13 protein-coding genes and 1 tRNA gene are annotated in these 12,561 nt (G+C 63.2%); 5 read left to right on the forward strand and 9 right to left on the reverse strand.

Features of this window, described 5'->3' with window-relative positions; all coding sequences use genetic code 11:
* The 3 genes from MRUB_RS03705 to MRUB_RS03715 all read right to left on the reverse strand — a co-directional run bounded on the left by MRUB_RS03705 (window position 1) and on the right by MRUB_RS03715 (window position 2,508).
* Window positions 1–378, reverse strand: a complete 378-nt coding sequence (locus MRUB_RS03705) for a hypothetical protein (RefSeq protein ID WP_013013016.1) — start codon at window positions 376–378, stop codon at window positions 1–3.
* A gap of 184 nt (window positions 379–562) precedes the next feature.
* Window positions 563–889 carry a YraN family protein gene (locus MRUB_RS03710; protein WP_013013017.1) on the reverse strand — a complete coding sequence of 109 codons (327 nt, stop codon included), beginning with the start codon at window positions 887–889 and terminating at the stop codon, window positions 563–565.
* On the reverse strand, window positions 886–2,508 hold the full coding sequence (locus tag MRUB_RS03715) for a PASTA domain-containing protein (protein ID WP_024049923.1): 1,623 nt from the start codon (window positions 2,506–2,508) through the stop codon (window positions 886–888). The genes MRUB_RS03710 and MRUB_RS03715 overlap by 4 nt, the downstream gene beginning before the upstream one ends.
* Window positions 2,509–2,682: 174 nt before the next feature.
* On the opposite strand from MRUB_RS03715, the gene MRUB_RS03720 reads away from it, so the two are divergent.
* On the forward strand, window positions 2,683–3,477 hold the full coding sequence (locus MRUB_RS03720; RefSeq protein WP_013013019.1) for a class I SAM-dependent methyltransferase: 795 nt from the start codon (window positions 2,683–2,685) through the stop codon (window positions 3,475–3,477).
* A gap of 46 nt (window positions 3,478–3,523) precedes the next feature.
* Here the strand turns inward: MRUB_RS03720 and MRUB_RS03725 are convergent, their stop codons facing one another.
* Window positions 3,524–4,477, reverse strand: a complete 954-nt coding sequence (locus MRUB_RS03725) for a carbohydrate kinase family protein (protein ID WP_013013020.1) — start codon at window positions 4,475–4,477, stop codon at window positions 3,524–3,526.
* A gap of 73 nt (window positions 4,478–4,550) precedes the next feature.
* On the opposite strand from MRUB_RS03725, the gene MRUB_RS03730 reads away from it, so the two are divergent.
* Window positions 4,551–4,627: transfer RNA gene (locus MRUB_RS03730), tRNA-Trp, on the forward strand.
* Between the two features lie 253 nt (window positions 4,628–4,880).
* Here MRUB_RS03730 and MRUB_RS03735 read toward each other — a convergent pair.
* Window positions 4,881–6,140, reverse strand: a complete 1,260-nt coding sequence (locus tag MRUB_RS03735; protein ID WP_235438245.1) for a replication-associated recombination protein A — start codon at window positions 6,138–6,140, stop codon at window positions 4,881–4,883.
* A gap of 98 nt (window positions 6,141–6,238) precedes the next feature.
* Here MRUB_RS03735 and MRUB_RS03740 point away from each other — a divergent pair, with 98 nt between their 5' ends.
* Window positions 6,239–6,970 (forward strand): nucleotidyl cyclase domain-containing protein, encoded by a 732-nt coding sequence (locus MRUB_RS03740; RefSeq protein ID WP_015586423.1) that lies wholly within the window; start codon window positions 6,239–6,241, stop codon window positions 6,968–6,970.
* Here MRUB_RS03740 and MRUB_RS03745 read toward each other — a convergent pair.
* Complete coding sequence (locus tag MRUB_RS03745) at window positions 6,967–8,082, reverse strand: pyridoxal-phosphate-dependent aminotransferase family protein (RefSeq protein WP_013013023.1); 1,116 nt, start codon at window positions 8,080–8,082, stop codon at window positions 6,967–6,969. The genes MRUB_RS03740 and MRUB_RS03745 overlap by 4 nt on opposite strands.
* A gap of 208 nt (window positions 8,083–8,290) precedes the next feature.
* Between MRUB_RS03745 and MRUB_RS03750 the strand changes: the two genes are divergently transcribed.
* Window positions 8,291–9,358 (forward strand): J domain-containing protein, encoded by a 1,068-nt coding sequence (locus MRUB_RS03750; protein ID WP_013013024.1) that lies wholly within the window; start codon window positions 8,291–8,293, stop codon window positions 9,356–9,358.
* 45 nt (window positions 9,359–9,403) lie between these two features.
* On the forward strand, window positions 9,404–10,381 hold the full coding sequence (locus tag MRUB_RS15510) for an AlbA family DNA-binding domain-containing protein (RefSeq protein WP_081439942.1): 978 nt from the start codon (window positions 9,404–9,406) through the stop codon (window positions 10,379–10,381).
* Between the two features lie 31 nt (window positions 10,382–10,412).
* Here MRUB_RS15510 and MRUB_RS03760 read toward each other — a convergent pair whose 3' ends face one another.
* The 3 genes from MRUB_RS03760 to MRUB_RS03770 all read right to left on the reverse strand — a co-directional run bounded on the left by MRUB_RS03760 (window position 10,413) and on the right by MRUB_RS03770 (window position 12,518).
* On the reverse strand, window positions 10,413–11,933 hold the full coding sequence (locus MRUB_RS03760; protein WP_013013026.1) for a CoA-acylating methylmalonate-semialdehyde dehydrogenase: 1,521 nt from the start codon (window positions 11,931–11,933) through the stop codon (window positions 10,413–10,415).
* Between the two features lie 172 nt (window positions 11,934–12,105).
* Entirely contained in the window at window positions 12,106–12,300 is a 195-nt protein-coding gene (locus MRUB_RS03765) for a type II toxin-antitoxin system HicA family toxin (protein ID WP_013013027.1), read from the reverse strand.
* Window positions 12,300–12,518 carry a DUF1902 domain-containing protein gene (locus MRUB_RS03770; protein WP_013013028.1) on the reverse strand — a complete coding sequence of 73 codons (219 nt, stop codon included), beginning with the start codon at window positions 12,516–12,518 and terminating at the stop codon, window positions 12,300–12,302. The genes MRUB_RS03765 and MRUB_RS03770 overlap by 1 nt, the downstream gene beginning before the upstream one ends.
* Between the last annotated feature and the right edge of the window lie 43 nt (window positions 12,519–12,561).

Consider the following 12,561-nt stretch of genomic DNA (forward strand, 5'->3'; position numbering starts at 1 on the left):
TTACGGCCTGAAGCGCCCACCGACTGTGGGTTCGCCCAGGGGTTGGGCCCGGCCCTGCAGGGTTTTGGGCTGGGGTTTGAGTGGCACTGCCACCGCGGCCAGTTCGGGCTCGAAGACGAAGGGCTGCTCGTAGTACAGCAGCCCTTCGGTGGTGCGCGCGTAGGGGGCCAGTGCCTCGCCGTAGCCCAGGCGGGCGGCCAGCTCGAGGCCGTCGTATTGCAGGTGCAGGCCCCGGCCCGGGTGCAGGGGGCCGGGGTGGCAGAGGGCCAGGGTTTTGCGGTCCTTCAGGCGGATGTACCCAACTTCCAGCAGCGGTACGGTTTTTTGGCCCTGCCACTGCAAGAAAAGCTCGAGGGCCGCACGGGCCGAAAGGGGCACGGGCGGGGTGAGCCGGGGACGCGAAAGGCTGGCCTGTGGTTCAGGTACAGCCAGATGCGGTGGGCTTGCAGGGTTTGTTCGGGCGGTGGCGCGGGCAACGCAGGGCCCTGGTGAAGCGCCCGCAGTTTTTTGATTAGTTTGCCCAGCATAGAAGCCAGTATAGGGCGGGCTGGGTGGCCGTGCCTTAATCCAGGCGGAGGTGCTCGAGGCGGTGCTGCCGGGGCGTGCCGTAGACCAGGACGGCCTCGAGGCGCACCGGTAGGTCGTCCCGGCCCAACAGGTAAACCACCGACTGGTAGATGCGCCGGTACTTGGTAGGGGTGAGGGCCTCGAGGGGGGTGCCAAAGGCCCCGCTGCGGCGTTGCTTGACCTCGACCGCCACATAGGTGGGGCCGTCCTGCATCCAGAGGTCAATCTCGCCATAGGGGGTGCGCTTATTCTGCCCCAGCAACACATAGCCCTTGGCCTGTAGGTGCTGGCAGGCCAGGGCCTCGGCCCAGGCCCCATTCATAACGGGCTTTCCAGCACCTGCTGCCCGTTGACCACCACCCGCAGCACCGCGCTGCCGCGCACCACAATCTCCTGGTTAAAGCTCCAGGGCTGCTGCACCGGCCCCTCAAACACCGTGTTGACCAGTACCTCGTCCTGTACGGTGATGATCACTATCGCGTTGGGGATGTCTTCTGGCAGGGTGTAGCTGACGTTGACCCTTCGCTCTTGCGGCCCGGTGGGGGTGGTGTTTGAGGTGGGTGGGCTTACCCCAGGACTGGAGGGTTCGGGGGTGGGGGTGGGTGTTGGCTCGGGGGGTGGGGGTGGCTCCAGGCGTGGGGGGGCGAAGGGGGCGGCTTTGGGAAGGGTGGCCACCGGCTGGGCAGCGACCAGGACGCGCACCACTGCCTCGCGGGGCAGCACCACGCCGGGGCCGGGCTCCTGCCCCACCACCAGCCCGTCGGGCGCGCCCGAGGCCACCTGCACCACCTGGGCCTGGAGTTCGGCCACCGTCAGGATGTAGCGGGCCTCCTCTTCGGTTAGCCCGGTGAGGTCGGGCAGCAGGGTCTCGCGCACCGGTGGGCGGGTTCCGGTGGAGACCAAAAGCCGCACCCCCTCGCCGGGGCGCAGGGGCTGGCCCTCGCTGGGGATGCTGGCTAGAACGGTATCGGCGGTGTCACCCGAAGCGATGCGGGTAATGGTGGCAACGCGGTAACCGGCGGCCTCGAGGGCCTGTCGGGCATCCTCGAGGGAACGCCCACTTACGGTGGGTACGCTGCCAAGGCGGGGTTTGTTGACCACCAGCTCCAGCCTGCGCCCCGGCTTGACACGGGTGCCGGGGTCGGGGGTTTGCTCCAGAATCTGATCCTTGGGCAACGAAACATCGCTGCCCTCGGCAAACTCCACCTTCAGCCCGTACGCGTGCACGGCCTCCAGGGCCTGCCGGGGGGTTTTGCCCACCAGGTCGGGCAGCACATACTCCGGCGGGTTCAGGTAGCGGTTGGCGGCCTGCCAAAGGGCCAGACTGCCCAGGGCCAGCATCAGCAGGCCCGGAAGCCAGCCGGGCCAGCTTCCAAGATGGAGGCGCTGCGGGGCGCGGGCCTTGGTTTCGGGGTGGGCGTGGGGGGTGGGTTTGTGAGGCATCTCGATCCTGGGTGAGGGTTCTTGAGGCCGCACGGTGGAGGGGTCGATGGGAAGAGGCGGCGTTTGGGGGTTTTGCTCGCTGCGGCTTGAGCTGGTAGAGGCTGGGGCAAGCTGCGGGTATAGCCTCCCTACCAGGGGCCGCCCGCTCACTTCGGTGGCCTCGAGGTCGCTCTCTTGGTAACCAAAAGGCTCAAGAAGCTCCAGAATGGGCTTGAGCCGCCGGGGTTTGGGCGCGGCTTTGGGCTGCTCGGGCCAGAAGACATAGTAGCGCCCCGGATTGGCCGAGACCAGCACCCCTTGCGGTAAAAAGCCCTGGTTTTCTAGCCGGCGAATTGCGTTTTTGTAGCGGTGGAAGGCGGTGCGGGCCTCGGGGCTATGCACTTCGAACCAATACAGATGCCCTTTCAGGCCCTCGAGGGTCTGAACCTGATAGGTATGCAAAAAGCCCTGCGAAGGCTCCTCGCTAAGAATGGTGAACTTATCGTCCAGCAACGACACCACAAGCGATTATACAGACCCCCTCAAAGGCATTATGAGGGCCGGCTCAAGCCGGTGAACACAGGCGGCCAGGTTGCTTTACTGGATGGTCAAAGCCCAAAGGTCACACTCGAGCCGACCGCTTCGCGGTATGATTTGCAATTTTAACCTGCATTGCTATCATTAAAACCGAGCATGACTTCTCATTTTAGCCGGGTCGCCTTTACCTACGACCGAACGCGGTATCATCCTCCCGAGGTTTCCGGTCGTATCGCAACTGCGCTCACAGCACCCGTCGAGAAGCTATTCCGCGACCCTTTATTTCTGGAGATTGGGGCGGGTACTGGCCGGATTGCGGTGCCGATTATCGCCCGTGGATACCGCTATATTGCCCTGGATAACAACCCGGCCATGCTCGAGGTGCTGCGGCAAAAGGTGGCCGGGGTGGCCCGTAAAGCCCGCCTGGTTGAGGCCGATGCCCGCGAGCTACCCTTTGAACGGGCCAGCCTCCATGCGGTGATTGCGGTGCACTTCTGGCACCTGATAGAAGGCTGGCGGCAGGCCCTGCAGGAGAGTCTGCGGGTGCTGCGCCCGGGGGGTTTTTTGTTCGAGGGCTGGGATCAGTCCAACGGGGAAAGCGAAGACTGGCGCATCCAGCAGAAGTGGCAGGAAATCCTGGCTGGCCTGGGCTATCGGCTGGTGCGGGGCCGGCACCAGGCCCGCCTGGAGGAGGTGGAAAAGGAGCTGGTTCGCTATGGCCTCGAGCCCAGATCCAAGACCGTGGCCGAGTGGGTTGAGCTGCGCAGCCCCCGTACCAGCCTGGAGATGCTGCTGGAACGCATATACTCCTTTACCTGGGATGTCCCCGAGGAGGTGTTCAGACCCTCTGTGCTCGAGCTGACCCGCTGGGTTGAGGCCACCTATCCCGACCCCGATGTGGAGTACCCGATCCACTGGCAATTTGTGGTGCGCAGCAGCCGGGTTCCCTAGCATCCGAAGGATCGGCTGGCAGCCGCTTTCACCGAAAAGGTCGACATTACCTGTGGACAAAACCAAACTGCTGGAGGCGTCGCTTGATTTCAGCGTCCATGGGTGGGCGGGCCCCAAACCGCCCAATCACCCAGCCCGCTACCTGCACCGCGAGCTGCCCGGCCGCCAGGGCATCTTTAGAACGCAGGTAATGCCCCAGGAAGGCCCCCCCAAACGAATCCCCGGCCCCGGTGGCGTCTACTGGCTGGTCGCGGGTGGCCGGAAGTTCGATGAGCTGGCCCCGATCGAGAATCAGGGCTCCATCGGCGGCCAGCTTGAGCAGAATCATGGCCTCGGGGTAGAGCTTTTGCAGCACCTCGAGGATGTCCTTGGGGTCTTGGGCCCCGGTAAGGGCCTGGCCTTCGTCCAGGTTGGGAAAGACAAAATCCAAGGAGAGATCACGGGTCATGCGGCGGAACTCCTCGCGCCCAATTTCCCGGATCATCTGGAACGAGGCTGGGTCGAAGGAGACCGTCACACCGGCCTCGCGTGCGGCGTGCACGGCCTTGAGGGCGGCCTGGCGCGGCGGGTCGGTAAAGAGCGACCAGGCCGTCACATGCAGGTGTCCGGCTTGCCGAATCACCTCTACCGGTACTTCCTCCGGGCGTAGTTCGAAGTCGGCCCCCTGGGAGGTGAGCATGGAGCGCTGTCCGGCGGCGTCAATCAGCACCAAAATCACGCTGGTAGGAGTGTTGCTGTTCCAGATGATGTGGGGCTCTACACCCTCTTCGGCCAGCTCCTGTACCGCAAACTCGCCGAAGCGGTCGCGCCCAACCTCCCCGATAAATCCCGCTGGGTAGCCCACCCGGGCCGCCCACACCGCCACGTTGGCCGCACTACCGCCGCCCATCAGCAAAACCCGTCCGGTGGTATCGCCGCCGGGCAGGAGCAGGGTATTGGGTTTGGCCAGCACATCCCAGGTGAGGTCGCCCAGGGCAACGAGGGGTTTGAGGGTAGTCATCGGGCCGATTCTACCCTGGCCCGCCCCGGTTGTCGGTTCTCTGTCCCTGTGCTACAATCCGATGCGCCAGTGTGGGCCGTTAGCTCAGCCCGGTAGAGCACTCGTCTCCAAAACGAGGTGTCGGAGGTTCGAATCCTTCACGGCCCGCCAGCATCGCAAAAATTGAACTTGGCAGCATAAGCCCTCCTCACGATGTCTCCCAAACAGGAGGGCTTCATGCTTGAAGTAGAAACCCGGCCTCACCCCGAGAACGTCTACCCCCTCGAGCCTGCTCGAGGCCGAGGGGGGTCAAGAATACTTCGCAACTACGACCGTGCCCTGAGCTGGGTGCAGCACAGGACAGGGGCTTTATTCGACCCGGGGCGGAGGGTATCTGTTCGCGCTTTCCAGGCGATCCATCGCCTTAGCGGCTCGTTTTTCCCCCCAAGGCAAACCGCGCCCGCAGGGTTTTGAGCCGCTCACGCACCCGCTCTTCCCAGCCCTCACCGGTGGCCTGGTAGAGCTCGAGGCCCTCCAACGCTTCGGGCAGATACCGCTGGGCGAAGCTGCCCTCGGGGTCGTCGTGGTAGTAGGCGTAGCCCCGGCCATAGCCCATCTGTTGCATGAGCGTGGTGGGGGCGTTGCGGAGGTGCAGGGGAATGGGGGCGGTAGGGTGTTCGCGGGCGGCCTCCTGGGCCTTGTGCCAGGCCACATAGACGCTGTTGGACTTGGGGGCCAGGGCCAGGTAGACCACCAGCTCGGCCAGGGCCAGCTCGCCCTCGGGGCTCCCTAAAAAATCGTAGGCCTCCTTGGCGGCCATAGCCAGGCGCAGGGCGTTGGGGTCGGCCAGGCCCACGTCCTCCACAGCCATGCGGGCCAGCCGGCGGGCCAGGTAGAGGGGGTCGGCGCCGCCCTCGAGCATGCGGGCCAGGTAGTAAAGCGCTGCATCCACATGGTTACCGCGCACCGATTTGTGCAGGGCCGAGATCAGGTCGTAGAAGTGCTCGCCCCCTTTGTCGAAGCCCAGGGTGCCACGGCCCAGGGCTTCGCGGGCCGCTGCCACGCTGACCTGCCCCTCGCCCAGGCTGGCCGCGAGCTCCAGCGCCGACAGGGCCCGCCGGGCGTCGCCCATGGCAGCCTGGGCGATCAGGTGCAGGGCTTCCGGCTCGGCCTGGGCTGGCAGGCCCTGGGGGTGGTGAAGCGCTCGCTCCAGGAGCCTCTGGATGGCCTCCTGGCCCAGCGGCTCGAGCACGTAGACCCGGGCGCGGGAGCGCAGGGCCGGATTCACCTCGAAGGAGGGGTTCTCGGTGGTGGCCCCAATCAGGGTCAGGAGGCCCGACTCCACGTGGGGCAGGAGCGCGTCTTGCTGGGCCTTGTTGAAGCGGTGGATCTCGTCGAGGAAGAGCACCAGGCCGCCCTGTTCCTGGGCCTGGGCCACAACCTCCTTGATGTCCTTGAGGCCGGCGTTGACCGCTGAAAGCGCCACCATCGCCCGCCCCACACCCTGGGCCATCAAGCGGGCCAGGGTGGTCTTGCCGCTGCCGGGCGGCCCCCACAAAATGAAGGAGGAAAGCCTTTGGGTCTCCAGCATCCGTCGCAGGGGTTTCCCCGGCCCGGTGAGGTGTTCCTGGCCCACCACGTCGTCTAGGGTTGTGGGGCGTAGCCGTTCGGCGAGGGGCGCTATGCTCACAGCATAATCGTACCAGAGGAGGGGGCCTGCCACCCCTGGCCGCTGGTTATTCTTGGCACGGCCTGGTGGGTCGCAACCGTATGCTGTGGGCTATGTGGTTATCGCTACTGCCCTGGGGCTTTGTCCTGCTGGGCCTGCTGCCGCTGTGGTGGTTTCCCCGGCAGGCGAGCCTTTATCCCGGTCTGGTGTTCTTGCTGGCTGCCCTGGTGCTGGCTGCCGCGGCCAGCCTGTACGCCCGCGCGCCGCTGGGGCCGCTGGTGCGTTTTTTCTGGGTGCTGGGTCTGGGTCTGATGGGCAGCGTGATGGCGGTGATGGCCAGCCGCGACCTGGCCCAGGTTCCCGACGATCTGGCGGTGATGGCCTCGGTGGCGAGTTTGATGGGGGCTTGCGGGTTCTTGATGGGGCTGCTTTTCTTGCTCCGGCGGGAGACCCCCGGCCTGCCGCTGCCGACCCAGCTCGGCTTCCGTTCTGAGGGGGGGGTTCTGCCCCAGTCGGCGCTGCAGGCCCTGGCCCCCAGCCTCGAGACCCTCTCCGCGGTGCGGCCCGTAACGCTTTTGCTGCTACACACCCACACCGACCAGGTGGGGGCCGAGCTTGTGCAGTACCTGCGCCAGCCTGATATGGTCTTTCAGCTTGGGCCGGGCCAATTCCTGATTGTGTTGCAGGGTAGCAACCTCGAGGGGGCCCAGGCCGTCTTCCGTCGTATCCGCCAGAACCTGGCCATCCGGGCCTACGGGGTGCTGCCCTTGCAGGGCACCAGCGTTCAACAGGCGCTCACCCAGCTTGAGGGGGAGCTGCAGCACTACTACCTGACCCAGCACTAGAAGGCCACCAGGCCCAGCCGTTCCTCGAAGGCCCGCTCGAGGCCGCTCTTGCCCAGCACCTCGCCCAGGGCCTTGAAGAACACCCGGTAGTGCTCGGGCCGTGCGCTTTCGCCCATCAGCCCAAGCCGCAGCACCTTACCAGCGGTAGGGCCGATACCCCCGGCCACCGAGACCCCCCGCGCATACAGCCCCTTGCGGATCTCGGCCTCGTGCAGGCCCTGGGGTGGGCGCACCACCAGCACCGTCGGCAGGCGGGCTCCTTCGGCGGCATAGGCGCTGAAGCCCAGCTCTTCCAGGAGCGACAGCACCGTGGCATATAAGCTTTCGGCGCGCTTCTGGCGGTGCTCCAGGCCTTCCTCGAGAGCCAGCTTGAGGGCCTCCTCGAGGGCGTAGTGCAACAGCACCGGCGAGGTGCAAAAGTAGCCCTCCTGTTCCCAGTAGACCGCCACCCGCGACAGGTCGGAGTACCAGCCCCGCACCTGCCCCAGGCACTCGCGCCCCCGCTGAGAAAGGGCAAAGGGGGCCAGCCCGGGCGGGGCCGAGAGGCATTTCTGGCTGCCGGTGAAGGCGTAGTCCACGCCCAGCTTCTGCATCGAAAGCGGCATCATGCCGGCGGTGGTCACGGCGTCCAGCATGAACAGCGCCCCGTGGGCCTGCACCAGTGCGGCAATCTCTTCTACCGGGTTGAGCACGCCGGTGCTGGTCTCGCCGTGCACCAGGGCCACCAGCTTGTAGGGGCGGTGGTTCAGCTCCTCGGCCACAGCCTGGGGGTCGATGGGATGGCCCGGCTCGGAGCGCAACACCTTGTAGTTGAACTGATAGGCATGAGCAATCTCCACCATGCGCTCGCCAAAAGTGCCGCTCACCAGGAGTAGCACGGCGTCCCCTTCGTCGGCCAGGTTGGTGAGGCCGGCTTCCATCCCCAGGCTTCCCGAACCGGGCATGGCGGCCAGCAAGGCGCCGGGGCCGGGGTCGAAGAGCTTGTTGAGGTGCTCGCGAATGCGGCGGTTGGTGGCCAGCACCTCGGGGTCGAGATGGCCGCGCATCTCCTTGCCGAGGGCGGTCTGTACCCTGGGGTGGATGGGGGTGGGGCCGGGGGTCAAGAGAACCATGGGTTTCCTCCAAACAAAAAAGAGATTCCCCGCTGGGCAAACCCCTACGGCCTCTTCCGAAGAAGAGCGCCGTTAAAGGGTAGCTCGTGCGGAGAATCGCATCTGGTTTGAATATACAGGGGTATATTGGTTTTGTCAAAAACCGGGCCGCGCCGCCTCGTGTTTAAAACCACAAGAAAAATACCTAAGCCTGATAGACTAAACTTCGATGAACGACTACTACGCAACCCTGGGGGTAGATCGAAACGCGAGCGCCGAGGAGATCAAGAAGGCCTATCGCAAGCTGGCCCTCCAGTACCATCCCGATAAAAACCCCGGTAACAAGGAGGCCGAGGAGAAGTTTAAACAGATTAACGAAGCCTACGCGGTGCTTTCCGACCCCGAAAAAAGGGCCCACTACGACCGCTATGGCACGGCCACACCAGGTAGTGTGGGGGGCAATTTTGGCGACATCTTCGACCTGTTCGAGCAGGTTTTTGGTTTCCGCACGCCGGGGGGGGCGGGCCGCGCACCGCGGGGGGAGGATCTCGAGGCCGCGCTCGAGCTGGAGCTGGTGGAGGTATTGCACGGCGTGCAGAAGGAGCTCGAGTATGACCGCCTGGTGCTCTGCGAGACCTGTGGCGGGCAGGGGGGTAAGCGCCAGACCTGCCGTTCATGCGGGGGGCGGGGCACCCTCGAGCAGATCCAGCGCACCTTTTTTGGCAACATGGTGACCCAGGTGCCCTGCACGGCCTGCCGGGGCCGGGGCTACACCCTTTCCGAGACCTGCTCCACCTGCAAAGGCCAGGGCCGGGTGCGGCGCAGGGAAAGGATACAGATCAACATTCCAGCCGGCATTGATGAGAACCAGCTCCTGCGGGTCTCCGGGATGGGCAACCTGGGGCCGGGCGGGCCGGGCGACCTGTTCGTGCGCCCGCAGATCCACCCCCACCCCCAGCTCAAGCGCGAGGGCTCCAATCTGATTTACGAGCTACGGCTGGGGCTGGCCCAGGCTGCGCTGGGGGCCAGGGTGCTGATACCGGCGCTGGAGGGTGACCTCGAGCTCAGCATCCCCCCCGGCACCCACGATGGCGAGGTCTTCGAGCTCGAGGGCCAGGGCCTGCCCCACCCCGGTAGCCGCAGCCGGGGCAAGCTACAGGTGATCACCCAGATTGCCGTGCCGCAGAACCTTTCCAAGAAAGCCCGTGAGCTTCTGCGCCAGTACGCCCAGGAAGTGGGCGAAGAAGTTGCACCCGAGGGCTTCTGGGACAAGGTGAAGCGGGTGTTTAGGGGGTGAAAGTGAGCTTGCTGAGTACTAACTCTAAATGCTGCGCATAGGGGTGTGTTCAACTTGACTGACGCAGAAAAGCTTTTTAAGAAACTATTGGAGTACCGAAACTCTGAAAGCGATTTTGTGCGCTTCTGTAAAGATACCCTAGGCGGGGTTGAACGAACGCATTTTGACTTCAAGGAAAAGCAAGACGCGCGAGACGGAAAACTCGGAGACCGTGATAAGAAAAATCTTGCCAAGGCTGTCTCTGGTTTTGCTAATTCTGGTGGCGGAGTATTGATCTGGGGTTTCAGGGATGGGACTCTGGAAGAAAAACCCATCAACGAGATTCAAGAGTTCGTCAATAGTCTTTTGGACTTGGCTCCAAATACTACGGATCCATTTGTTCATGGTATTGACGGAGCCTGGATTTCCAACGACGGTAATACTGGTTATGCCTTGGTATACATTCCAGAGAGTACTTTACCACCACATAGAGTAGTGCTAAAGGGGGATATTCAGCAGCACTATTATGTTCGGACGGGAAGCTCTTTCGTGATTGCAACCCACACCATGCTCGAGGACATGTTTGGGCGGAGGCCCAAACCACAGATTGAAGTAATTGCGGATTTACTTCCAGTTACTGGAGTTGGAACATTATTTGTTATCAATATACTTATCAGTATCATCAACAAGGGACGAGGCGTGGCCAAAGGTCCTTACTTGGCTTTACATATACCGGAACCATACAAGAAAAGCAAATATGGAATAGACGGAAACGGTGGAAGGGGATTGCAACCACTTCCAAGCCCAAGAAACGATTTTGTATGCAGGTACGGCTCCCAAAATAGTATCTTGATCCACTCAGGTATAAAATGGCCTGTAGATACAATCGAAGGAGAATTCCAGAACACAACAGACTTTGCTATCCTGGGCGATGTGGAGATCCCATACACGCTGGCTGCTGAAGGGGTGAGGCCGCTCGAGGGTGTACTACGTATATCATCGGTGGAGATTGCACGCACCGTAGAAGAATACAGGGGTAAATAACCCCTGTACACGCAAAATGAGCTTTCGTGAGTTACCGCACCTGCGGGAAGCCCAGATCCACCTTGCTGGTGCTGGGGTCGGGCCAGCGGCTGGTGACCACCTTGGCGCGGGTGTAGAACTGCACTCCTTCGGGGCCGTACATGTGCAGGTCGCCGAACAGGCTGGCCTTCCAGCCACCAAAGCTGTAGTAGGCCACCGGTACCGGGATGGGTACATTGATGCCCACCATGCCGGCTTCCACGTCGAACTGGAACTGCCGGGCGGCCCCACCGTCGCGGGTGAAGATGGCCGTGCCGTTGCCGTAGGGATGCTCGTTGATGAGCTTCAGGGCCTCGTCGTAGGTCTTGACCCGCACCACGCTGAGCACCGGGCCAAAAATCTCGTCGTCGTAGCACTTCATGCCGGGCTTAACGTGGTCAATCAGGCTGGTGCCCAGGAAAAAGCCCTCGGACTGGGCGATGGGATCCTGCCGGCCGTCCACCACCACGGTGGCCCCTTCCTTGGGGGCGTTTTCGATGTAGGAGGCCACCTTGTCGCGGTGTTCGCGGGTAATCAGGGGGCCCATCTCCACGCCCTCCTCGAGGCCCGGCCCCACCTTGATTTTGGGCATCCGCTCCTTGATGGCAGCAATCAGGTTATCGGCGGTCTGGTCGCCCACCGCTACCACCACCGAGATGGCCATGCAGCGTTCGCCCGCTGAGCCATAGGCTGCGCTCACGGCGGCGTCGGCGGCCATGCCGATATCGGCGTCGGGCAGCACCACCATGTGGTTTTTGGCCCCGCCCAGGGCCTGCACCCGCTTGCCGTGTTTGGTGCCGGTCTCGTAGATGTACTTGGCGACCGGGGTAGAGCCCACAAAACTAACGGCCTTTATATCGGGGTGCTCGAGGATGCGATCCACCGCCACCTTGTCGCCCTGCACCACGTTGAACACCCCATCGGGGAGCCCGGCTTGCTGCAGGAGTTCGGCCAGGAAGAGGCTGGGGGAGGGGTCTTTTTCCGAAGGCTTCAGGATGAAGGTGTTGCCGCAGGCGATGGCATTGGCGAACATCCACATGGGCACCATGGCCGGAAAGTTGAAGGGGGTAATGCCCGCCACCACGCCCAGCGGCTGGCGAATCTGGTACACGTCCACCCCCCGGCTGGCCTGCTCGGAGAAGCCCCCCTTCAAGAGGTGGGGGATGCCGGTGGCGAACTCCACGTTTTCCAGGCCCCGCGCCACCTCGCCCAGGGCATCGGCCAGGGTCTTGCCGTGCTCGAGGGTAATCAGCTCGGCAATTTTGCGGCGGTTCTGGTCTACCAGATCGCGGAACTTGAACATGATCTCGGCCCGGCGCGAGAGGGGGGTCTGCCGCCAGGTTTTGTAGGCTTCCTTGGCTACCGCCACCGCCGCATCGAGTTCCTCCACCGAGGCGAAGTCTACGGTGGCCTGCGGCTGCCCGGTGGCAGGGTTCCAGACCACGCCGCTCCGCCCAGACCTGCCCTCGACCAGCTTGCCGCCGATCCAGTGCGAAACGCGCTTCAGGGTGACTTGGGGTTCCTTGACTGCCATCTGCTACCTCCGTATGGGCTGGGCAATGAAACAGGGTTGAGGCCCGATAGGTTCATGGTAGGAGCCCGGGCCCTATAAGGCAATGGACAGTCTGTCTAAAACGGTGGGCCGCGTGTTTGTGCAGCTCAAGGCCTTGGTGTTGCCTTGTACGAAAAGTTGCTGGCAACTGCTGTTAGAACTTTTTGGGCAGCCCGGCCTGCTTGAGTACCCCATTAGCGGTATGACGGGATTTGATGGCGCTATCTACCGGAAAATAACGGTTCGTAATGGGGCTGTACCAAATTTCATGGTCGCCCTTTCCTTGTCGGTGGAAGCGGCAGCCTGCCTCTGTCAGCAGTTGCTTGAGTTCGCGGGTGTAGTCGGCCATTAGCTAAAGGCCAGCTCGCGCTCGGCGGTTAGGGTAAAGGTGCCTTTGCCGCTGCTTTGGCCCAGGTTTAGCTCGGCTAACTCGGGAACCAACACGCTGAGTTTCTTAAGCAAGTCTTCTACTGTACCGGCCTCGGCCACCAGTCCGGGCAGGTCGTCGCTCTCGGCCACCCAGACCTGGGCTTCGTCATCCCAGCGCGCGTGCACATGAAACTGCATAGCCTAAGTGTAGCAGGACGAAGCACCTGCTGGGGGTAGATTG

Source organism: Meiothermus ruber DSM 1279 (assembly GCF_000024425.1).
Taxonomy (GTDB): domain Bacteria; phylum Deinococcota; class Deinococci; order Deinococcales; family Thermaceae; genus Meiothermus; species Meiothermus ruber.